General features: G+C 62.5%; 13 protein-coding genes. 10 read left to right on the forward strand and 3 right to left on the reverse strand.

Annotation, left to right across the window (positions count from 1 at the left end; genetic code table 11):
- The first annotated feature begins 133 nt into the window (after window positions 1-133).
- The 3 genes from QTL95_RS12735 to QTL95_RS12745 all read left to right on the forward strand — a co-directional run bounded on the left by QTL95_RS12735 (window position 134) and on the right by QTL95_RS12745 (window position 2,703).
- A complete protein-coding gene (locus QTL95_RS12735; RefSeq protein WP_289720316.1) occupies window positions 134-1,465 on the forward strand; it encodes an MFS transporter in 1,332 nt (443 codons plus the stop codon).
- A 139-nt stretch (window positions 1,466-1,604) separates the two neighbouring features.
- Window positions 1,605-1,988, forward strand: a complete 384-nt coding sequence (locus QTL95_RS12740) for an MbcA/ParS/Xre antitoxin family protein (RefSeq protein WP_289720317.1) — start codon at window positions 1,605-1,607, stop codon at window positions 1,986-1,988.
- The gene (locus QTL95_RS12745; protein WP_289720318.1) at window positions 1,948-2,703 is read left to right on the forward strand and encodes an RES family NAD+ phosphorylase; all 756 of its coding nucleotides are present in this window, start codon (window positions 1,948-1,950) and stop codon (window positions 2,701-2,703) included. Before QTL95_RS12740 ends, QTL95_RS12745 begins: the two co-directional genes overlap by 41 nt.
- A 2-nt stretch (window positions 2,704-2,705) precedes the next feature.
- Here the strand turns inward: QTL95_RS12745 and QTL95_RS12750 are convergent, their stop codons facing one another.
- On the reverse strand, window positions 2,706-3,152 hold the full coding sequence (locus QTL95_RS12750) for a MarR family winged helix-turn-helix transcriptional regulator (RefSeq protein WP_289720319.1): 447 nt from the start codon (window positions 3,150-3,152) through the stop codon (window positions 2,706-2,708).
- Between the two features lie 87 nt (window positions 3,153-3,239).
- On the opposite strand from QTL95_RS12750, the gene QTL95_RS12755 reads away from it, so the two are divergent.
- The 3 genes from QTL95_RS12755 to QTL95_RS12765 all read left to right on the forward strand — a co-directional run bounded on the left by QTL95_RS12755 (window position 3,240) and on the right by QTL95_RS12765 (window position 15,307).
- A complete protein-coding gene (locus tag QTL95_RS12755) occupies window positions 3,240-3,968 on the forward strand; it encodes a DUF899 domain-containing protein (protein WP_289720320.1) in 729 nt (242 codons plus the stop codon).
- Between the two features lie 48 nt (window positions 3,969-4,016).
- The gene (locus tag QTL95_RS12760) at window positions 4,017-4,796 is read left to right on the forward strand and encodes a VOC family protein (protein ID WP_289720321.1); all 780 of its coding nucleotides are present in this window, start codon (window positions 4,017-4,019) and stop codon (window positions 4,794-4,796) included.
- A gap of 329 nt (window positions 4,797-5,125) precedes the next feature.
- Window positions 5,126-15,307 carry a VCBS domain-containing protein gene (locus QTL95_RS12765; protein WP_289720322.1) on the forward strand — a complete coding sequence of 3,394 codons (10,182 nt, stop codon included), beginning with the start codon at window positions 5,126-5,128 and terminating at the stop codon, window positions 15,305-15,307.
- Window positions 15,308-15,361: 54 nt separating this feature from the next.
- Here QTL95_RS12765 and QTL95_RS12770 read toward each other — a convergent pair whose 3' ends face one another.
- Window positions 15,362-15,928: a GGDEF domain-containing protein gene (locus QTL95_RS12770; protein WP_289720323.1), complete on the reverse strand. Its 567-nt coding sequence runs from the start codon at window positions 15,926-15,928 to the stop codon at window positions 15,362-15,364.
- A gap of 515 nt (window positions 15,929-16,443) precedes the next feature.
- Between QTL95_RS12770 and QTL95_RS12775 the strand changes: the two genes are divergently transcribed.
- Genes QTL95_RS12775 through QTL95_RS12790 form a run of 4 tightly spaced genes read left to right on the forward strand, consistent with a single transcriptional unit; the run spans window position 16,444 to window position 21,932 of the window.
- Window positions 16,444-17,805, forward strand: coding sequence for a TolC family outer membrane protein (locus QTL95_RS12775; RefSeq protein WP_289720324.1), 1,362 nt, complete (start codon window positions 16,444-16,446; stop codon window positions 17,803-17,805).
- Between the two features lie 18 nt (window positions 17,806-17,823).
- A complete protein-coding gene (locus tag QTL95_RS12780; protein ID WP_289720325.1) occupies window positions 17,824-19,986 on the forward strand; it encodes a type I secretion system permease/ATPase in 2,163 nt (720 codons plus the stop codon).
- Window positions 19,983-21,272, forward strand: coding sequence for an HlyD family type I secretion periplasmic adaptor subunit (locus QTL95_RS12785; RefSeq protein ID WP_289720326.1), 1,290 nt, complete (start codon window positions 19,983-19,985; stop codon window positions 21,270-21,272). Before QTL95_RS12780 ends, QTL95_RS12785 begins: the two co-directional genes overlap by 4 nt.
- Complete coding sequence (locus QTL95_RS12790; protein WP_289720327.1) at window positions 21,273-21,932, forward strand: ribbon-helix-helix domain-containing protein; 660 nt, start codon at window positions 21,273-21,275, stop codon at window positions 21,930-21,932.
- On the opposite strand, the gene QTL95_RS12795 is transcribed toward QTL95_RS12790, so the two are convergent.
- Window positions 21,933-22,565, reverse strand: a complete 633-nt coding sequence (locus QTL95_RS12795) for a LysE family translocator (RefSeq protein ID WP_289720328.1) — start codon at window positions 22,563-22,565, stop codon at window positions 21,933-21,935.
- Window positions 22,566-22,682: the final 117 nt, after the last annotated feature.

The following is a 22,682-nucleotide window of genomic DNA, read 5'->3' on the forward strand; positions in this document are numbered from 1 at the left end:
CCGGACACGAATTCCATCCCAAGAAGCGAGCTGAGATCAACACCAGGCATTCCCGCCTCGACGGGTCTGCAAAGCACAAGTCATGTTCGGGGGGCCTGTCGGCCGGGATGTGGTTTTGTTGCGGGAGGATTTAGTGAACGCGACTGTCAAAATATCAGAGCAGGATCAGCTGGTCGAAAAGTCGGCCATCAGGAAGATCTCCATCCGGCTCGTCCCCTTCATCGCCCTGATGTTCTTCATCAACTTTCTCGACCGCACGGCAATCTCCTTTGCCGGCCCGAACGGGATGACGCAGGACCTCGGCATGACCGCCGCCCAGTTCGGGTTTGCGGCCGGCATCTTCTTCTTCGGCTATATCGTGCTGGAAATCCCCAGCAACCTGGCTCTCCACAAGTACGGCGCGCGCCGCTGGCTCGCCCGCATCATGGTGACCTGGGGTATCGTTGCCATGCTCTTCACCTGGGTGAGCAGCGTTTCCGGCCTCTACACGCTGCGCTTCCTGCTCGGCGTTGCCGAAGCGGGCTTCTTCCCCGGCGCCATCCTCTACCTCAGCACGTGGGTCCCCGGCCGTCACCGCGCCAAGATCCTCGCGCTCTTCTATCTGGCGCAGCCGCTGACCACTGTCATCGGTGCTCCGATCGCCTCGCTGCTGATCCAGGCGCATGGCCTGTTCGGCTATGAAGGCTGGCGCATCATGTTCTTCGGCGTTGCCGCGCCCGCGATCATCGTCGGCATCATCACCTGGTTCTACCTGCCCGACACCCCCACGGCCGCCAAGTGGCTCACTGCGGGCGAGCGCGACTGGCTGAACCGTGAACTCGCCAAGGAAGAAGCCGGCAAGCTTTCCGGCCACGGCTCGATGACCCTGCAGGCCCTCAAGGACAAGCGCGTCTGGCTCCTGTCGGTCATCTACTTCGGCCTGATCTACGGCCTCTACGCCCTGGCCTTCTTCCTGCCGACGATCATTTCCGGTTTCGAGGCAAAGTTCGGCACCAAGTTCGACGTCTTCGACAAGGGCCTGATCACGGCGATCCCGTATCTGCCGGCCGCTGTCGCGCTGTTCTTCTGGAGCCGCGATGCCTCCAAGCGCGGCGTCCGTGCCTGGCACGTCGGCATCCCGGCGCTCGTCGGCGCCATCAGCATCCCGCTCGCGCTGCTGATGTCCTCGCCGGAAGCGACCGTGCTCGCCATCACGCTGACGGCCTGCGCAATCTTCTCGGCGCTTCCGAACTTCTGGTCCTTCCCCTCGCGCTTCCTGACGGGTGCGGCGGCCGCGGCCGGCATTGCCCTCATCAACACGGTAGGGAACATCGCCGGCTTCGCAGCGCCCTACATCACCGGCGCGGTCAAGGATGCCACCGGCCTCTTCGAGCTCCCGATGTTCATCGTCGGCGCCCTGATGCTGATCTCGGCGATCCTCGCCTTCTCGATCGGCAAGTCGATCAAGGATCCCCACGCGAAGTAAGGTCCGACTTCAGTGGACAATGACAACCCGGTCTGTTCCGCAGGCCGGGTTGTTTCGCTTCTTGGTGGGGCGGTGGCGCCATCACATCTTTTCATCTGAAATAAATCGTCTATATTATTTCCAGGGAAAGGATGTTGCCATGCTTGTCGCAAAACAGATTTCGGGTACCCGCCCATCGGAAGCCGCCGTCATGACCAAGGCGACGGTCAACGCCGCTGAGAGGCTCGGCATCAGCGCCCGTACGCTGTCTTCGGTGCTCGGCCTTTCGGAAGCGACCGTTTCGCGCATGAAGCGGCAGGACTATCTCCTGGAGCGCGGCTCGAAGTCCTTCGAGCTCGCCATTCTTCTCGTGCGCCTGTTCCGCTCGCTCGATGCGATCGTCGGCGGCGACGAGGCGATCGCCCGGCAGTGGCTGCGCAACGCCAACACCGCGCTTGGCGCCACGCCGCTCGAAAAGATCGTCAGCATTTCAGGATTGACCGATGTCCTTGCCTACCTGGACGCCCGCCGCGCTATCGTCTGAAGCAGGATCCGTTTCCGGCCGCTTCTGGCGCCTGGTCGAGGCGCAGCATCAGATCTCGACACTAAAGATCGTCGATACGCTGGACGAGCAGGCGCTGCTCGAAACGCTGCTGGAAGAAAGCAAGCCGGCGCTGCCGCCGGAATGCGCGGGACTAGATTATCTGCTCGCGACCCCGTTCCGCTATGGCGCAGTCTATCCGTACGGTTCGCGCTTTCGCAGGGCAGGGCGCACGCTCGGCGTCTTCTACGCCTCGGAAAAGGTGGAGACGGCGCTGGCGGAAATGTCCTTCTACCGGCTGCTGTTCTTCGCCGAATCGCCCGCGACGCCGCTGCCCGCCAATGCCGCCGAATACACCGCCTTCGCCGCTGTGATCGACGCCCCCGCTGGGATCGATCTCACCCGCCCGCCGCTTGACCGCGACCGAGAAGCCTGGACCGATCCCCAAAACTACGCACCGTGCCAGGCGCTTGCCGATGCCGCGCGCCAGGCCGGCTGCCAGGCGATCCTCTACCAATCCGTCCGCGACCCCGCCCGCGGCCGCAACATCGCACTGCTGACGGCCACCGCCTTCGCCGTCAGCGAGCCCGTCGACCGCCAGACCTGGCGCATCCGCCTTTCGTCGGTTGGTGTGCAAGCATTGTGTGATTTCCCGAAGATGCGTATCGGTTTCACGCGGGCGGATTTCGCGGCGGATCGAAGGGTGGCGGTGGGGTAGCCTCAAGCCAACGCTCGCAGGTCGTCGCGCAGGCGCACCGCATTGCCGTCGGGCAGGCCGGACTCCAGTGTCGCGTGCGTGCTTTCCCAGATCGGTACCGCCGAGGCCAGCACAGCCTTTCCCTCTGGTGTCAGGCTGAGCAGCCGGCCGCGGCGATCCCTCGGGTTCGGCGCAACGACGACCCAGCCGCGCCGCTGCAGCGGCTTCAGCGCCGCCGTCAGCGTCGTCTGGTCCATGGCAAGCAGGCTTGCGACCGGCCCCATGGGCGGCGGTTCGGGACGGTTGAGCGACATCAGCAGCGAAAATTGCCCGTTCGTCAGCCCCACTGGCCTCAGCGCATCGTCGAACAATCGGGCCAGCGCGCGCGCCGCGCGCTGCACATGCAGGCACAGGCACGTATCGCGTACCAGCAGCGTCGTCGCAAAAGGAATCTCGGTCGCGTTTGACATGGGCGAATTATATTGATATCAATTCAATTATTCAAGCCATAGGAGAATAGACAAACAATCCGATAGCGCCGGAGGAGGGCGCAGACGATGCAGAACCAAGTCGTTTCCCGTGAAGAATGGAACAAGGCCCGCCGCTCGCTGCTCCTGAAGGAGAAGGAGGCAACGCACCTGCGCGACAAGCTCAACGCCGAGCGCATGGCGCTTCCCTGGGTCAAAGTCGACAAGGACTATGCCTTCGACACCCCTCAGGGTAGGAAAAGCCTCGCCGATCTCTTCGATGGCCGCAGCCAGCTGATGATCTACCACTTCATGCTCGGGCCGGATTGGGAAGCGGGATGCCCCGGCTGTTCGTTCCTGTCCGATCACGTCGATGGAGCGCTGCCGCATCTCAACAATCACGACGTCACATGGGTCGCCGTCTCCAGGGCGCCGATGGAAAAGATCGAGGCCTACAAGAAGCGCATGGGCTGGAAATTCCCCTGGGTGTCGTCCTCGGGCAGCGATTTCAACTTCGACTATCACGTCTCCTTCACGCCTGACGATCTCAAGCAGGATATGGTCGTCTACAATTTCACCGCCATCCCGCCGGCCGAAGCCCATGACGAACTGCCCGGCCTCAGCGCCTTCTACAAGAACGACAGGGGTGAAATCTTCCACACCTACTCCAGTTACGCCCGTGGGCCGGAAGAACTGATCGGCACGCTGATGATCCTCGATCGCGCACCCAAGGGCCGCAACGAGGATTCGACGATGAACTTCGTCAAGCGCCACGACGAGTATGAAACGGCGCCGAAAGCCCAATCCTGCTGCCATTGAGGCAGCCGTTCGAGCAGACCGAAGTGGGACGCGAAAGGGAGGACACCCATGTCCGAGACACACGGCAAGTTCATCTGGTGCGAGCTTATGACGCCGGATACAAGAGCGGCGGCGGAATTCTACGGCAAGGTCGTCGGCTGGACGACGACATCCATGACGGTACCCGGCCAGCCGCCCTATACGATCTTCGAGGCGGGCGGCATTGGCGTTGCCGGGATGATGGATTTCCCGGCCGAACTTGAAGGGCAGGGCATTCCGCCGAACTGGACGGGTTATGTCGCGGTCGACGATGTCGACCAGTCGGCCCGCGATTTCGCCGCCAATGGCGGCGCGGTGCGCCGTCCGCCGGAGGATATCCCCACGATCGGCCGCTTCGCCGTCGTCGCCGATCCGCATGGCGCGGTGATCTGCATCATGACGCCGTTCCCGATGGAAAATCCACCGCCGGAAGCGCCGATGGGCACGCCCGGCCATGTCGGCTGGCGCGAGCTCTACGCCGGCAATGGCGAGGAGGCCTTTACCTTCTACGCCAGGCTGTTCGGCTGGACCAAGGACCACGACTTCGACATGGGCGAGATGGGCGTCTACCGCATCTTCGCCGAACACGGCGTCCAGACCGGCGGCATCATGACCAGGCCCACCTCCATGCCGATGGCCGCCTGGGCCTATTATTTCAACGTACCGGCCATCGATGCGGCCATCGAACGCGTCAAGGCGGGCGGCGGCACCGTGCTCAACGGCCCGATGGAGGTTCCCGGCAACAGCTGGATCATCCAGGCGACGGACCCGCAGGGCGCCTTCTTCTGCCTTGTCGCGCCGGCGCGATAGCGCGTTTCGCCTGCTGTTTTCGGTTCACGCCCCGGCCGGTCGCTCGGTGTCGGGGCGTGCCCGTTTATACTGTCGGCCGACGAGTTCTATCCTTCGAAAAGGCCACGAATCCATCGCCGGCACGGTCTGGCATCGTCACGCCTTTATTATTTCATTAATTTTATTAGATTTTTAGCGTTTCAAGCATTGCCGAAGTGCTTTCGCGGTTAACCGTCCCTAAACATTTTTGGGCGGATGCATAACCGGCTATGTCGGCAGGGTTAAGGAAGTATTGCATTTGCCCCGTCGACGTAATTCATAGGCTCCAGTTTCATATTGGGGTTATCTTTATGTCTATCGAAGATCTGCGCATTTCTGCTGTCGACGGCGAGCACGTATCCAGCGACGTTATTGCCGATACGCATGAGGATGGATCCTCCGCCCGAGAGGGTGTCGAGGTCGCACAGGCCGATACCAGTCAGCAGCCGGTGCGCACCGATCGCCTGCCGGAAGCACCCGCCGCTTCAGCCCCGGTAGCCGCCGCAAATCACCCGAACGAAGTTGTCCCGGATCAGAACAACGTCGCCCACCTGCCGGCCGACGTCTCGATCGACGACATCCGTATCGAGGGCAACAACCTCGTTCTCGTCCAGGCCGATGGCACCGAGATCGTCATCGTCAACGGCGCCCACCACATCCCGACCTTCCTGCTGGGCGAAGTCGAGCTTCCGCAGCAGGCGGTGATCGCAGCACTCGAGCAGAGCAACATCAACGTCGCCGCCGGCCCCGACGGCTCCTACTCCGCGAGCGCCGCTCCCTCGAGCTCTGGCGCCGATTTCCAGGATTCGCTGCAGCAGGACGCTCAGGATCCGACCCAGCTCGCCCAGCTCCTCGCCGACACGCAACAGCCCGACGGCGAGTTCACCGACAGGGAAGAACTGCGCAACGGCGTGCCGACCATCACCGCCACCGAATTGCTGACGCTGACCGAGAACGAGGGCAGCGAAGGCGGCTTCAGCGAGCAGACCGTCAACGGCACGTTCGGTTTCACCCCCGGTAGCGACGGCGGCAAGATCGTTGCTGTTCAGCTCTCCAACTCGCTGAACATGGTCGAAGGCACCCAGAACGGTTCACATGTCGACCTGACCTCCGACGGCAAGCCCGTGGTCGTGACCGTCAGCGGCCTGACCGTCACCGGCTCGGTCGACGGCCACCCGGTCTTCGTCCTCACCGTCACCAACCCCAGCACCGGCGCCTTCACCTTCACGCAATCAGGACCGCTGGATCATCCCGACAAGGGTGAGGCCGGCGCCGACGATACCCTGCGGCTGCTCTTCAACTACACCGTGACCGACAAGGACGGCGACAGCGTCACCGGCACCGGCGCGATCGACATCAATGACGACGCGCCGAGCGTCGGCGAAGGCGTTGCGGCGCAGTCGATCAACGAAGCCGATCTGCTCAAGGGCGAAGGCGGCAGCGCCAGCGTCCACGATATCTCGCTCGGCATCAATTGGGGCGCAGACGACGGCGCCAACCGCGACCTGACCTTTGCAGACGTGCAGAAGGACTTGGGCGCCCTGAAGTCCGATGGGCAGACCGTCCAATATGTCATCTCCGATAACGGCCACACGCTGACCGGTTATGTCGGCGAAGGCGACGACATGCACGAGGTCTTCGTCGTCAAGCTCGATCCGACGGCGCCGAACGGCGCCTACAGCTTCACGCTGATCCAGCCGCTCGACCATCCGCAGGACTCCAAGACGGGCAACGAAACGCTTGGCCTGACCTTCAATTTCGTGGCCAAGGATGCCGATGGCGACACCGACAGCGGTTCGTTCGCTGTTAACGTCAAGGATGACGTTCCGACGGCTGACTTTTCCGGCACCAGCGTGATCAACGAGCACGGCGTCAACGGCGTGTTCACCACCCAGTCCGCGACCGGAACACTGCTGTTCACCGGTGGCGCCGACGGCGCGACGATCACCGACCTGACGTTCCGCACCTCGATCGACATGGATGCAAAGGACAGTTATCCGCCGCTGAGCTCGCACGGCGTTGCGCTGACTTACGTCACGACTGTCGACAACGGCGTCATCACGCTGACCGCATCGGCAGGCAAGACCGTGGTCTTCACCCTCAGCGCCGATCAGGAGACGGGCGCCTATGAATACAAGCAGTTCGCGTCCATCGATCATCCGCTGAACAGCAACGATCTTCGCCTTGTCTTCGATTTCGCGGCAACCGATGCTGACGGCGACAAGACTGCGTGGAACACCGGGACCGTCCAGGTCGATATCCTCGACGACAAGCCGACGACGACACAGGCAGACCGCTACATCACCGTCAGCGAGAACGACATCCACGGCGCGACGCCGGATACGGAATCGAAGAGCTTCACCATCAACTACGGCGCCGACGGCGCTGGAAAGACAAGCTTTACCGGCAAGGTTCACCTTGATATCGGCGGCGGTACCCCCGGCAACGTCGATTTCACCCTGTCCGGTCCTGGCGCTACCTACGAATCGCCACTGAAGTCGAACGGCCAGCCGGTCATCTTCACGCTTTCGTCCGACGGCACCAAGATCATCGGCTATGTCGGCGATATCAGCCATCCCGTCATCGAGCTTTCCGCGAACGGCACGTCCGTTACCGCGCAGCTGTCGCAGGTGCTCGATCACGTTGCACGGGTTGATGGTACCAACGTCGACAATATCCGCATCGATGCCACCGTCTCCTTTACCGACAGCGATGGCGATGCCGTCAACAGCATCATCCGTGTCAACGTGACCGATTCCGGTCCGACGATCACCGGCACCCCTGAGGCCGTGAACCTGCTCGCCAACGGCGACTTCCGCGCAACCAGCACCGGCTGGCAGGCGGCGGGCTGGGACAACGGCGGCTGGGCCGGCTCCGCCAACAGCGATATCGGCTGGAAGGTCGAGGGCACCGGCAGCGGCCAGCTCGAGCGTGTCAGCAACACCTATTCCGGCATGAAGACCAGCAATGGCGCGCCGATGGTCGACATGGGCGCTTCGCCCGGCAACACGACGATTTCCCAGGACATCACTGGCCTCAAGGCCGGCGACACCTACACGCTGAAGTTCGACGTCGGCGCGCCGGTTCCGGCAAGTGCCCGCCTAGAAGTCTTCTGGAACGGCGTCAGCATCGGCATCTACGAGCCGGGCAGCGCGATGGTCACGGAGATGAAGGTGCTGACCGCGAAGGACGGCACCAACACGCTCACCTTCCAGGAAATCGGCGACGGCAATGACAACAACGGGACCTATCTCGCCAATATCAGCCTCACCAAGGGCAGCGACGTTCCCGTGTTCACGGCATCCGCAGGCGAAGACGACAATATCTCGCTTGAACTCGCCGCCGGCCACCAGTTCTCGTTCGGCGCCGATGGTGCCGGCAAGGTTGTGCTCGGCGTCGCGACCGTCGCGACTGCCTCCGGCATCCCGCTGACGCTGGATGCCGCTTCTTACACCTATGAAAACGGCCATGTGGTGATCAAGGCGGGCGTCTTCGATGCCCTCAATGCCGGCGAAATCGCCAATGTCACCATCCCCTTCACCGTGACCGATGCCGACGGCACCGCCAAGAGCGGCGTCTACCAGGTCCAGATCACCGGCGCCAACGATGCCGCCACGATCACCGGCTATGCTCCGGGCGCCGCTGTCCAGGAAGACGGCACGCTGCACGCCCAGGGCGCGCTGAAGGTTACCGATGTCGATGCCGGCGAAAACCATTTCCAGACCCCGGCTTCCTCGTTGCTGACGGGCGCCTACGGCACCTTCACCTTCAATCCCGCCAACGGCCAGTGGACCTACGATCTCGACAACGCCAAGGCGCAGGAGTTGAGACAGGGCCAGACCGTCAACGAGACCCTGACGGTCGTCTCCGCCGATGGTACCGCGCAGCAGACGATCACCGTCACGGTGAACGGCGCCAACGATGCTCCGCATCTTTCCGCCAGCACGACGGGCGTGGTCTACAGTGATCACTCCTATGACGACACCTTCACCGCCGCGACCGGCCAGCTGACCACCACCGACGCCGATAAGGGCGACAGCGCTCGATACGGCATCGCCGGAACCGGTGTGACGGCCGGCAACTTTATCGACGGCGCCTACGATATTTCCAAGGCGGGCACCTACGGCACGCTCTACCTCAACAGCCAGACCGGCGCCTACACCTTTGTCCCCAATGATGCCGCGATCGAAGGTCTCAAGAACAAGCAGACCGAGAGCTTCCAGCTGACTGTCACCGACGGAGCAAACGCCACCGACAGCACCAACTTCCAGGTGACCGTCGAAGGCGCGAACGACAAGCCCGAGCTTTCCTCCGTCAAGCTGTCCTTCACCGACACCGCTGAAGACGACCGCTTCTCGGCCGTGAGGGGCTCGCTCGTCTCGACCGATCGCGATGCCGGCGACACCGCTCGCTATGGCGTTGAGGGTGCATGGCGCGGTCTCTTCGCCGTCGGCGGCACGCTCTATGATACCGCAAAGGATGGTCGCTACGGCACGCTCTACGTCGACAGCAAGACCGGTGCCTACATCTACGTTCCGGATGGCGACGCGATCGAAGCGCGCAAGACCGACACGTCGGAAAATTTCACCATTAAGGTCACCGATGGCTCCGGCGCCAGTGACGACGCCAACTTCACCGTCGATATTCATGGCGCCAACGACACGCCGGAGCTTTACGCCACGCTGACGAACATCACCTACAACGACAGCAGCCGCGACGACGTCTTCTTCTCGCGCTTCGGAAGCCTCTATTCCAGCGACCGTGATGCGGGCGATCGTCCGACCTACGGCATTACCGGCGGCGGTGCCTCGAACGTCTCGGGCTACGATATCGCGAAATCAGGCACCTACGGCACGCTTTATCTGAACAGCACCACCGGCAACTATGTCTACGTTCCGAAGGACGGCGCGATCGAGGCCCTGAAGGCGCATGCCTCGGAAAGCTTCGACCTCACGGTTACCGACCAGTCCGGCGCATCCGGCAAGGAAACGCTGACCGTCAACCTCGAAGGCACCAACGATCGCCCCGAGATCTCGGCCACGCTTTCCAGCGTCACCTACCGCGACACTTCCGCTGACGACAGCTTCTCCGTCGCCAGCGGCAAGCTCTCCTCGACCGATCGCGATGCCGGCGACAGCGCGACCTATGGCGTTTCCGGCGGTGTGGCTTCCAGCGCCCGCGACGGCTTCGACGTCGCCAAGACCGGCAGCTACGGCACGCTCTACCTCAACAGCAAGACGGGCGCCTACATCTACGAGCCGAACGATGCCGCCATCGAAGGCCGCAGATACGATACCGACGAGCGCTTCACGCTGACCGTCACCGACGGTTCGAACGCCACCGACAGCACCACCTTCGTCGTCAACATCGATGCCGCCAACGACAAGCCGGTCCTCTCGCCCGTTACCATCGGCTTCACCGACACGGCGGCCGACGATGCGTTCCAGCCGATCACCGGCAAGCTTTCGTCGACCGACCGCGACCTGGACGACTCCGCCAGATACGGCCTCGGCAACGCGTCCTCCGGCAACTACAAGATCGCAAACGTCAGCTACGACCTGAAGGCCAGCGGCACCTACGGCACGCTCTATCTCGACAGCAAGACCGGCGCCTATGTCTACCAGCCGAACGACACCGCCATCGAGAAGACAAAGACCGAGACGAGCGAAAGCTTCCAGATCAAGGTCACCGATGCCGGGGGTCTCTCCGACCAGCAGACCTTCACCGTCGAAATCCACGGTGCCAACGACAAGCCGCAACTGACGATCTCGCAAGACGAGGTCAGCTATACCGACACGGATAAGGACGACAGCTTCAACGCGGCATCGGGCACCATGTCCTCGTCCGATCGCGATGCCAACGAGACCGCCACCTATGGCGTCTCCGGTGGTGTCGCATCGAGCGCCAAGTATGGCTATGATGTCGCCAAGGTCGGCACCTACGGCACGCTCTACGTCAACAGCAAGTCCGGCGCCTACACGTTCATGCCGAACGATGCCGCGATCGAAGGCCTGAAGTCCGGCACCAAGGAGACCTTCACGCTGACGGTTGCCGACAAGTCCGGTGAGATCGACAGCAAGGACTTCGACGTCAAGATTTCCGCGACCAACGACAAGGCCACGATATCGGGCGACGCCGACGGCAGCGTCAAGGAAGACACGACCTTGACCGCACACGGGACGCTGACGGTCAACGACCGCGACACCGGCGACGATCACTTCAGGACGCCTGCAAGCCTGAACGGCAAGTACGGTGTCTTCACCCTCGACACGGCAACCGGCGCATGGACCTATACGCTCGACAACGACAGCCACGACGTCCAGAGCCTGGGCGCCGGCCAGTCGCTGACCGATAGCATCACAGTTTCCTCCGCGGACGGCACGGCGTCGAAGGTGATCGATGTGGCGATCGCGGGTACCAACGATGCCGCCGTCATCGGCAACCCCAACAATGCGCAGGTCATGGAAGGCGTCAACGTCAGCGCCGGAAAGCTGACCGCCGAGGGCACGATATCGATCACCGACGTCGATCAAGGCCAGGCTTCCTTCCAGGAGACGGTGACCAGCAGTGGCCCGACCCTTGGCAGGCTCGATCTGCACAGCAATGGAACCTATACCTATTCGGTGAAGGCGGATCTGGTCGAATATCTCGGCGACGGCGAGAAGAAGATCGAGACCTTCGTCGTGAAATCTCTCGACGGCACGTCCAACGAAGTCAGCTTCACGATCGTCGGCACCGAGGACCGGCCTTACATCACCTCGGTCGAAGGCACGGGCACGGTTACGGAAACGGCTGGCCAGACGGGTTCCTCGACGGAGCTTCATCTGGACCGCGTCATCGTCTTCACCGACGATGACATCCACGACACTCACAGCCTGCAGATCACCGAGATGACGAGCACGGCGCCGGGCGGCCATTTCCTGGGCAGTGTGGGCTCCACGATCCTCGACGCCGTCGGCAACGCCGATGGCAGCGGCCGCCAGGCGCAGCTGAACTTCACCGTCGTCGACAAGGATATCGACTTCCTGGCCGCCGACCAGACGATCGTCCAGACCTACCAGGTCTCCGTCGTCGACCAGCACGGCTACGTCAGCTCGTCCCAGACGATCACCATCACGATCGTCGGCACGAACGATGCGGCTGTTCTTTCCAGCGCGGTTGTCAATCTGACGGAAACCGACAGCGCCACCGACATCAGCACGTCGGGCAACCTGACGATCAGCGACGTCGACAGCTCCGCGAGCTTCGTGGCGCAGACGGATGCCGCAGGCAAGTACGGCACGTTCTCGATCGACGCGAACGGCGCATGGAGCTACACCGCGAGCTCCGCGCACAACGAGTTCGTCGGCGGCCAGGTCTACACCGAAAGCTTCACGGTCAGCGCCGCGGACGGCACCACGACGACGGTCAAGGTCAACATCACCGGCACGAACGATGCGGCGGTGATCACCGGCACGTCGACTGGATCGGTTGTCGAAGCCGGCTCCGCGAGCACGGGCACGGGAACGGCGAATGGCGACCTGCTGTCCACGGATGTCGACAACACGACGGATGCCTGGCGGGCGGTCACGACGGCAACGGCAAGCACCGGCGGCTACGGGACCTACACGATCGATGCGACAGGCCATTGGACCTACACGCTGAACAACGGCAACCCTGCTGTTAACGCCCTGAACGAGAACGGACATCTGACCGACACGTTCACGGTCCAGACCGAGGACGGCACCTCGCAAGTCGTCACGGTCACCATCAACGGCGCCAATGACGCGGCGGTGGTCACCGGCAACGCGTCCGGTACGGTCGTCGAGGCCGGTGCGGCAGGGAACGGAGTCGCCACGGCAAATGGCGATCTGAACTCGGCGGATGTCGACAATACGGCAGATGCCTGGCAGGCAGTGACGACGGCAACGGCCAGCGCCAATGGTTACGGCACCTACAAGATCGATGCGACGGGCCATTGGACCTATACGCTGAACAACGGCAACGCGACCGTCAATGCCCTCAACGAGAACGGACATCTGACCGACACGTTCACGGTGAAGACGATCGACGGCACCTCGCAGGTCGTCACGGTCACCATCGACGGCGCCAATGACGCGGCGGTGATCACCGGCAAGGCGACCGGTACGGTCGTCGAGGCAGGCTACGCCAGCACGGGCACCGCGACTGCAAGCGGCGATCTGAACTCCACGGATGTGGACAACGCTGACGATAGTTGGAAAGTCATTGCGACCGCGACGAAGAGCACCGGTGGCTATGGCACGTACACGATCGACGCGACCGGTCATTGGACTTACGCGCTGGACAACAACAACGCGGCCGTCAATGCGCTGAACAGTGGCCAGACGCTGACCGACACGTTCACGGTTCAGACCATCGACGGTACCGCGCAGGTCGTCACGGTTACGATCAATGGCGCCGACGATGTTGTCCCCAACCGCGCGCCGGTTACCAGCGACGACATCGTGATCACCAATTCCTCAAGCATCTCGATCCCCGATTGGGCCCTTCTCCTCAACGACAAGGACGCCGACGGCGACAGCTTGAAGATCACCAATGTGAGGAATGCTGGCTGGGACGATGTGGACCACGACGCAAAGTCCGCGTCGGTCAGCTTCGATGATTGGCTTCTTCCCGGTGGGGCGTTCGACTATACCGCGTCCGATGGCACTGCCAGCGCGAACGGCCACGTCGATGTCGACTACCAGTGGAGCTCGACGGTCCGCGGAACATCCGCCAACGAAATCCTGATCGGTAGCGACTACGGCGACACGCTGATTGGCAACGGCGGGCGTGATGTCATTATCGCAAATGGCGGCAACGATACGATCGTAGGTGATGACACCGATTATCTGCTCGATGGCGGTAGCGGTACGGATACGCTGCAGGTGGGAGCGAATTTCACCAGCACCGGCGATGATCAGATCGTCAATATCGAGAAGGTGTCACTGACTGCGGCGGTCAAGCTCGACCTCTCCAACCAGACCGAAGGCTTCACAATCACTGGTTCCTCCGGTGCCGATACGATCATCGGCGGTTCGGGCAACGATACCATCACCGGCGGTCGTGGCGGGGATACGCTTACCGGCGGTGCGGGCAAGGACACGTTTGTGATTGCAAGTGGCGATTCCTCCTTCTCGATCTCAGGCTCGGGAAGCCGGATCCAGATCTCGGGCTATGACACCATTACCGACTTCAAGGTTTCGGACGGCGACAAATTGCAGTTGTCCGGTTCGGTCAACGTCGCGAGCGACAGCAGCAAGTCGTTTGCGAAGGTGGACGGTAGCATCGGGATCAACGGTTTTACGATTAAAGATGGTGTTGTGAGCTTCAAGACAAGCTCGGGCGTTGTGACAATCGACTCGCTCACCGACGTGGCGACCGCGGTCAAGGCTCTCACGGTTGGAGGCATAGGCAATGGCAGGGTCGTGGTTTTCACGGCAACCTTCGAAGATCATTCCGTGCACAACTTCATCTACCAGCAGGAATCTTCGGGCCAGTACACGCTCGTTGACCTGCAGGGATCGATCGCCAATGTTGCCTCTCTGGTCGGCTTCTCGTCCAAGAGCCAGATCGACCCCATCATCCTCGATCTCGACCACAACGGCATCGCGCTTACCACCCTCGACCACGGCGTCTCCTTCGACATCAATGCCGATGGTCATCAGGACAAGATCGCCTGGACGGCGGGCACGGATGGCATTCTGGCCTACGACCTCGACGGCAACGGCAAGATCGACAACGGCAGCGAGATCTTCTCGCCGCACTTTGCCGGTGGTACTTATGTCGATGGTCTGGCGGCGCTGGCGACGCTCGACAGCAATCATGACGGCAGAATCGATGCGGCCGACGAGGCCTTCTCGAAGCTCACCGTCTGGCAGGATTTGAACCATAATGGCATCACCGATGCCGGGGAGCTTTCGAGCTTGACCGACCACCAGATCACCAGCATCTCGCTCGACGCCTCGGCCTCCGGCACGGAGATCAACGGTCAGTCGATCATGTCCGAGGGAAGCTACACGACTTCGGATGGCGTCGGCGGTCACTTCGTCGAGGTCGCCTTCGACACCACGCTCGGCGGCACCGACGGCGACAGCCATGCCTACACGATGTTCGGCAGCGATGGCGACGATCTCATCGCCGGCAGCGGCGGCATGTACACGATCACCGGCGGTGCCGGCGCCGATACCTTCGTTCTCGATGCCGATGCCTTCAACGACGTGAAGCTTGCCGATGTCATCACCGACTTCAAGGCAAGCGAAGGCGATACGCTCGATGTCTCAAAGCTGCTCGACAGCCTGCTTGGTCATCAGGCGAACGAGGCGGAAGCGCTGGCAAGCGTCAAGACGACGGTCTCGGGCACCGATACCGTGGTCAGCGTCAACGACAATGGCGCCTGGCATGATGTTGCCGTGCTTCAGAACACCACCGAGGCCGTCAAGATCCTCTTCGACGACAAGCACGACGCGACCACCGCCCCGCACGTCGGCTAACCAGGCCCCGACACCAGAACCTCGAAAAGGCGCCTCGGCGCCTTTTCCGCGTTTTCAGGCAGCGGGAAGACGCGAGATCGGGATCGGCTCGTCGGCGTCACCGCCGCGTTCCATCGCCATCTCGTCGGCAAGCTGGCGAATGTGGTTGAAGTCGGTGGCGCCCTCGAAAACCGCACCGCCGAGCCTGACGCCGATCGACAGCGGCATCTCGCCGGCGGTGAACGACGCTGCGGTGACGCGCTGGCGGATGCGGGTGCCGACATCCTGGGCGTTTTCGATCGAGGCGCCGGGCAGGAAGACGCCGAGTTCGTTGGAGGCGAGCCGGGCGACGAGGTCGCCGCTGCGCACGGAGGACTGGATGATCGAGGCGAGCGACTGGATCACGGTGTCGGCCCATTGCGGCCCGTAGCGGCGGCTGATCTCGTCGAGCGTATCGATCACCACGGCGATCATCACCCCACCAGCATCGGTCGCGATCCGCTTGCGCCGATCCATGTAGTGCTCGACGGCGGCGGCGAACGCCGTCCCGTTCAGCGCCTTGGTAACGGCGTCGTGGCGTTGAGTATAGTTGACCGTATCTTGCAGTTTCTTTAGCTCGCCGACCTTGAGTTGCAGAAGCATAAGAAGCGGAAATGCAACAAAAAGCGAAATAAGAATTGCACCCACGAACCCAACCAAAAATGGTTGCTCCGGCGCGAGAAGGTTTAAGATAAGTAACACCCCGACTGATCCCGCCGCGCAGCACAACGCTCCGACGATGGAGATTCGGAGAGCAGAAATTGTAGTTGTTGCGGATGAGTAACGTTGGCCGAAATTCATTGCGGTTTGCACCCGTTTGTATGTCGAGCCAGCTAATCAGGCCGGGGCAAAATCCCGGTTAAAAAATTCTGTAAAATTCTCGCTTTAGGTAGTTCTTCCCTGCCGGGTTAACTGTCTTCGCAGGAAGCCGCGGGCCGCAATTGGAATGTGGAAAGATTGGTGTTACTCGTTTACCCAAGAATAGGCTTTGGTATACGAGGTCATCGTATGAATCTTGATGTTGAGGGGCATCTTCTTTGTTCAATCGCAAAAGAATATTCGCAGTCTTGTCTGCAACTGTTGCTATAGGCCTTACTTTTTGTGCTGATGCCGGTGCAATGACATTGCAGCAGGCAATCGAAAAGACGATGAAGACCAACCCGCAGATCTTGCAGGCGGCAAAAGATCGCGAAGCGGTTGAATTCGAACTTCGCCAGGCCCGCGGTCTTTACTTGCCGTCGGTGGATCTCGAAGCCGGCATCGGCCGTCGCCGTCTGTCGAACAACAGCTCCGGCGCGCTGAGATCCGATCATGATTACCTGTCGCCCGGCGATGTCGGCCTGACGGTATCGCAGACCATCTTCGACGGCGGCAGCCGCAAGGCGCAGGTGCAGCAGCAGGCTGCCCGCGTCGATGGCGCTTCCTTCCGCGTTCTCGAGCGTTCGGAAGCGCTGGCGCTCGAAGTCACGCAGGACTATCTCGAATACATGCTGCAGAACCAGATCGTTGCTGCCGCCAAGCAGAACGTGTCCTTCCATCAGGGCATGGTCGGCGACATCAGCGAGAGCATCAAGGGCGGCGCGCTCACCGATGCCGACCGCCTGCAGGGCAGCGAGCGTCTCCAGGCCGCCAAGGCCCGCCTGCGCGAAGCGCTGGAAGAGCTGGAACAGACCAAGATCCGCTTCCTCCAGGCCGTCGGCGAGCAGATCTCCAACCCGTCGACGCCGCCGTCCGTCGCCAAGTATCTCCCGAAGACGCTGAACGACGCGGTCTATGTCGCCGCCAGGAACAGCCCGCGCATCTACTCGGCCAATGCCGATGTCGACGCGGCCGACGCCGGCGTTCGCGGCGCGCGCGCCAACTACATGCCGAAGGTCAACCTTGAAGGCACGGCCCGCGTCGGTGACGATATCGACGGCGACGAAGGCAATACCAACGACTACCAGGTCCGCGTCGTCGCCCGATGGAACCTTTATCGCGGCGGCATCGACGTCGCCCGCGAGCAGGAACAGATCCGCCGCTCCGGCGAGCAGCGCTATGCGCTGGCGCAGGTACAGCGCGAAGTCGAGCAGTCGGTTCGCTCCGCCTGGAACGAGCGCGTCAGCCGCAGCGATCTCTCCAAGATCCTCGGCGAGCAGACCTCGATCAACGAAAGGCTGGTCGGTTCCTACCGCGAGCAGTTCAAGGTCGGCCAGCGCTCGCTGCTCGACGTGCTCGATGCCCAGAACACCCGCTTCAACACCAAGGTGCTCGCCGATACGGCCCGCGTAGCGTCGCTGTTTGCCGAGTACAAGATCCTGGCCGCGTCCGGCAACCTGCTGCAGACCATGAAGCTGCGCCCTGTCGAACAGGCTCAGCCTTATGCGCGCGACGGCTTCGCGGTTCCCGCGACGTCAGCCAACCCCAACTATGTCGAGCTGGATTCGCACCAGAAGGCCGGCATGCCGCTGGACCTCCTGGCCCCGATTCGACAGCAGTAGTCGAAACGGCCACGGACCATGTTGAACGTAGCGCTAGAGACTTCGAGCGGCACGCCGCTTCAGACATTCAAGGCCGCGTTCAAATCCGTGGCCGCGTTCTACGGTCGGCCGAGTTCCGACACCGTCCTCTTCTCCGGCCTGCCGGACGAGGTGACGGAATCGCTGGAGACGGATGACGTCGAGCGTATCGCCGAGCGCATCGGCCTGCAGGTCATCCGGCACGGCGAGCGCGAATGTCGGCTGGGCAATTTCGATTGCCCGGCAATCGTCTCCTTCGCCGACGGCGGCGTCCTGCCGCTGCTCGAAGTGGCCGAGGACGGCTCCTACGTTATCGATATCATTCCGATCGCCGGCAGCCCGCTGCGGTTGACCCGCGCCGAACTGATGGCGCTGAGGCCGCAAACGGCCTTCGCCTTCACGCTGTTCTACCAGAACGCCTCGGAAGAGGCGCTGGTCGGCAATGCGGTGGAGATCGAGAAGCGCCACTGGCTGGCGACGACCCTTCGGCCCTACTGGCGCACCTATGTCCGCGTCATGGTCGCCGCGCTCTTCATCAACCTGATCGCGCTCGGCTCGCCGCTGTTCACGATGAATGTCTACGACCGGGTGCTGCCCAACAAGGCGATCCCGACGCTGTGGGTTCTGGCCGCCGGCATCACGCTTGCCTATCTCTTCGATTTCCTGCTGAAGACCGCGCGCTCGTCGCTGATCGATTATGCCGGCCGCAAGGCGGATCTGCGCCTGTCGCAGATGATCTTCGACAAGGTGCTGAACTCGACGCTTGCCTCTCGGCCGATGTCGACGGGCGAATATGCCAACCGCGTCACGCAGTATGAATTCGTGCGCGAATTCTTCACCTCGAACACCATCGGCGTCGTCATCGACAGCCTGTTCGTCTTCGTCTTCCTGATCGTGATCTACCTGATCGCCGGCTGGCTTGTGGTCATCCCGGCTGTCGCCTTCCTGCTCTCCGTCGTCATCGGCCTCTATGCGCAGGCCGCCATCGGCAAGCGCATGGCCACCGCCGCCAACGAGGCCTCGCGCCGTCAGTCGCTGCTGGTCGAGACCATTTCCACGATCGAGACGCTGAAGAGCCTGCGCGCCGAAGCCACCATGCTGCGCCGCTGGCACGAGCTCACCAAATATTCGAGCCGCACCAGCGAGGATATCAAGCATGTCTCGACCAACGCCATCAACATGACGATGTTCGTGCAGCAGATGGTCAGCGTCCTCATCGTCATCGCCGGCACCTACGAGTTCTCGGAAGGCCGCATCGCCATGGGCGCGATCGTCGCCACCGTGATGCTGGCAAGCCGCGCCGGCGCGCCGCTCGGCCAGATCGCCATGACGCTCGCCCGCTTCCGCCAGGCCACCATGTCGCTGCGCATCCTCGACAAGATCATGGAGCAGCCTGACGATCGCCCCTCGACGGTCGGCTTCGTCAACCGCGAGATCGCTCGCGGCTCCTTCAGCTTCCAGGATGTCTCCTTCCAGTATCCCGGCTCCGATTACCCTGTCATCAACAAGCTGTCCTTCAGCGTGAAGCCCGGCGAGCGCGTCGGCATCATCGGCCGCATCGGCTCGGGCAAGACCACGCTCGGCCGCCTGCTCGACGGATTGTTCCAGCCGTCCGGCGGCCGCGTGCTGATCGATGGCGTCGATATCCGCCAGTATCACATGGCCGAGGTGCGCGCCGCTGTCGCCGTCGCCGGCCAGTCGTCGGATCTCTTCTCCGGCACCGTCAAGGAAAACCTTTTGATCGGCCGCGCCGATGCCAGCGACGAGGAATTGCTCGAGGTCGCCCGCATGACTGGCGTCGACGAGTTCGTCGGCAACCACCCGCGCGGCTTCGACATGCCGGTGGGCGAGCGCGGCACCAACCTCTCCAGCGGCCAGAAGCAGGCGCTCACCATCGCCCGCCTGCTGCTGACGAAGCCGAAGATCGTCTTCCTCGACGAACCCTCGGGCGCCATGGACCTTGCCACAGAGCGGCATCTGATCGCTCGCCTGTCGAAGGCCTTTACCCGCGACACGACGCTCCTGATCGCCACCCATCGTTTCAGCATGCTCGAACTGGTGGACCGGTTGATCGTCGTCGACAAGGGCCGCATCATCGCCGATGGCCCAAAGCAGGCCGTCATCGAGGCCATGCAGCGCAAGCCGGCGGGGCCTCAGGCATGAGCAGCCAGGTCGACAACCCGCCATTCCTCGCCCGCGCCATCCTCGCTCTGGTGGCGCTTGTCATCGCGAGCTTCCTCGCCTGGGCGGCGATCGCCGATGTCAACGAAATCGCCCGCGGCGAAGGCAAGGTCATTCCCGTCTCCAAGACGCAGATCATCCAGTCGTCGGAACCCGGCGTCGTGCAGCAGATCGCGGTCGTGCTCGGCCAGGTCGTGCGCAAGGGGCAATTGCTGGTCCAGCTCGACAACACCACCACCACCTCCACGCTCGGCGAATCCGTCGCCAAGGCCCGTGCGCTCGGCGCCAAGGTGGCTCGCCTGAAGCTGGAGGAAGACGGCCAGTACGACGCGCCCTTCGTCTGCCCGCAGGAAATCCTCACGGTGGCCAAGGATGTCTGCGCCAACGAGGCGCAGCTCTTCGCGGCTGATCGTGCCAGCTACCAGAACAAGCTCGGCGTCCTCAAGGAGCGCGTGCGCCAGCGCGACAACGAGCTCAGCGAAGCCCACGCCAATATCGATCGTCTGGTCGAGAATATCGACGGCGCCCAGCGCCAGTACGATCTCATCAGCCCGCTGGCCAAGAAGAAGCTGGTCGCGCAGACAGATGTTCTGAAGACCGAACGCGACCTGGCCGATCAGAAGGGCCAGCTCAAGGTCTATCAGGAAAGCATCGTTCGCCTCGAAGCCGCCGTTCAGGAAGCCAGGCTGCAGCTCGGCGATCTCGCGCTCGAACTGCGCCAGCAGGCGCTCACCGACAAGGCGCAGGCGCTGGCCGAGCTCTCCGTCGTTGACGAAACCATCCGCGGCGCCTCAGATCGCGTCAAGCGCACCGATATCCGCTCGCCGGTCGATGGCATCGTCAACACGCTCGAGGTCAACACCATCGGCGCTTATGTCGATCCAGGCCGCGTCATCGCCGGCATCGTGCCGACGGCCGACACGCTGCTTGTCGAAGCCAAGATCTCGCCGCGCGACGTCGCCTTCGTCCGTCGCGGCCAACCCGCCATCGTCAAGGTCAGCGCCTACGACTTCTCGATTTTCGGCGGGCTGGAAGGCACCGTCGAGAACATCTCGGCCGACAGCCTCGTCGAGAAGGAAAAGGGCGAAACCTATTATCTCGTGCAGGTGAAGACGGAGCGCTCGGAACTCGAGCGCAACGGCAAATCCTATCCCATCATTCCCGGCATGGTGGCCTCCGTCGAAATCATGACGGGCAGCAAGACCGTGCTCAGCTATCTCATGAAGCCCATCAACAAGGCGCGCTCGGAAGCGCTGACGGAGCGATAGATGCTGATCGTAAAGCCCGGCAGCACCGCGGTACCGGAAAGCGATCTCCTCGATGAGGGACTGCCCGTGATCGATGCCGGCGAGATCGAGCCGCGCTTTCGTGCCGTCATGGGCAGAGGTGGCGAGCGCCGTGGCATTCGCCTGGAGCGCATCTACTGGGATGGCCTCGGCCGCATGTCGGCATCAGGCCGCATGTCGACCTCCGACCTCGTGCACTACACGGCCTCGCAGATGCCGGAATCGGGCAATCTGGCCTCGCTGCTGCGCGTGCTCAGCCTCAAATGGGCATTGCGCCGGCTGGATACGGTTGAAGACATTTCCTCGCTCGCCAACGTCAACGCAATCATCCAGGCCTCGCCGTCGCCGACCGTCCTTTTGACGCGCGACAAGAAGGTGCAGCTGTTCAACGAGCCTTTCCTGTCGATGCTGCGCCAGCGGCTGCCGATGGGCAATGCCGAGCAATTGACCAAGGGCCTGCGGTTCTCGATCGATACGCAGATCGACGAAGCGCTGGAAACGCTTGGCCGCAACAAGGGCAAGACGCTCAACACCGGCTTCACCATCACGGTGGGATCGATGACGATGAAGGGCCAGATCAATCTTGCGCTGGCGCCGACCCACGAGAAGCCGATGCTGATCGGCTATATTTCCCGCTACTGATCAGCTGCGTTGCAGCGCCAGATGCGCGCCGAGGCCGACCAGCGTCGCGCCGCCCAGCCGCCGCACCAGCCGCTGCGCCGAAGTCGAGCGCCGCAGCCTGCCAATGACGGCACCGGCAAGGAACACGCAGACGATATCGGCGGATGAAAAGATCACGTTGACGATCGTGCCGAGGATGACGAACTGCAGCCAGACCGGGAAAGCGGCCGATGCATCGATGAACTGCGGCAGGAAGGCGAAGAAGAAGATCGCCGTCTTCGGGTTTAGCACGTCGATCATGAAGCTCTCGAACAGCGCCCGCCGCCCGGATTTCGGCTCCGTGCCGGGCAGGGTGGTCTCGCCCTCCTGCTTGCCGCGAAACAGCGAGATACCCAGCCAAACGAGATAGGCCGCGCCGATCAGCTTCACCGCCATGTAGAGAACAGGCACGGCGTGAAACAGGATCGAGAGCCCGGCGGCCGCTGCCGCCACATGGACATAGCAGCCGAGATGAATACCGAGCGCCGCCATGAATCCCGCACGTCGCCCGCGCGCCATGGTCTGCGCCGCCGCGTAAAGCATGGCCGGACCGGGCATGTAGGCAAAAAGAGTGGTGGTGATGAAGAAGCTGATCAGTAGTTCGGCGGATGGCATCGGGTCCCCCATTCAAGTGCTAAGCCGTTGATATCAGGCCGCGCTTGATCTGCATAGCGGATCAGGGAGAGACTTTGCCGGCCGGCCCGGATGCCGCGCGCGGCGATCCGGAACGGT

Origin of the sequence: Rhizobium sp. S152, from assembly GCF_030380735.1 — a bacterium.
In the GTDB taxonomy this organism is placed as follows: domain Bacteria; phylum Pseudomonadota; class Alphaproteobacteria; order Rhizobiales; family Rhizobiaceae; genus Rhizobium.

Bases quoted from the DNA above. Each gene is read 5' to 3' on its own strand.
- QTL95_RS12790 (WP_289720327.1), top strand. From the start codon at position 21,273: ATGCTGATCGTAAAGCCCGGCAGCACCGCGGTACCGGAAAGCGATCTC.
- QTL95_RS12760 (WP_289720321.1), top strand. From the start codon at position 4,017: ATGTCCGAGACACACGGCAAGTTCATCTGGTGCGAGCTTATGACGCCG.
- QTL95_RS12795 (WP_289720328.1), bottom strand. From the start codon at position 22,565: ATGCCATCCGCCGAACTACTGATCAGCTTCTTCATCACCACCACTCTT.
- QTL95_RS12750 (WP_289720319.1), bottom strand. From the start codon at position 3,152: ATGTCAAACGCGACCGAGATTCCTTTTGCGACGACGCTGCTGGTACGC.
- QTL95_RS12765 (WP_289720322.1), top strand. From the start codon at position 5,126: ATGTCTATCGAAGATCTGCGCATTTCTGCTGTCGACGGCGAGCACGTA.
- QTL95_RS12785 (WP_289720326.1), top strand. From the start codon at position 19,983: ATGAGCAGCCAGGTCGACAACCCGCCATTCCTCGCCCGCGCCATCCTC.
- QTL95_RS12775 (WP_289720324.1), top strand. From the start codon at position 16,444: ATGACATTGCAGCAGGCAATCGAAAAGACGATGAAGACCAACCCGCAG.
- QTL95_RS12740 (WP_289720317.1), top strand. From the start codon at position 1,605: ATGCTTGTCGCAAAACAGATTTCGGGTACCCGCCCATCGGAAGCCGCC.
- QTL95_RS12745 (WP_289720318.1), top strand. From the start codon at position 1,948: ATGTCCTTGCCTACCTGGACGCCCGCCGCGCTATCGTCTGAAGCAGGA.
- QTL95_RS12770 (WP_289720323.1), bottom strand. From the start codon at position 15,928: ATGCTTCTGCAACTCAAGGTCGGCGAGCTAAAGAAACTGCAAGATACG.
- QTL95_RS12755 (WP_289720320.1), top strand. From the start codon at position 3,240: ATGCAGAACCAAGTCGTTTCCCGTGAAGAATGGAACAAGGCCCGCCGC.
- QTL95_RS12780 (WP_289720325.1), top strand. From the start codon at position 17,824: ATGTTGAACGTAGCGCTAGAGACTTCGAGCGGCACGCCGCTTCAGACA.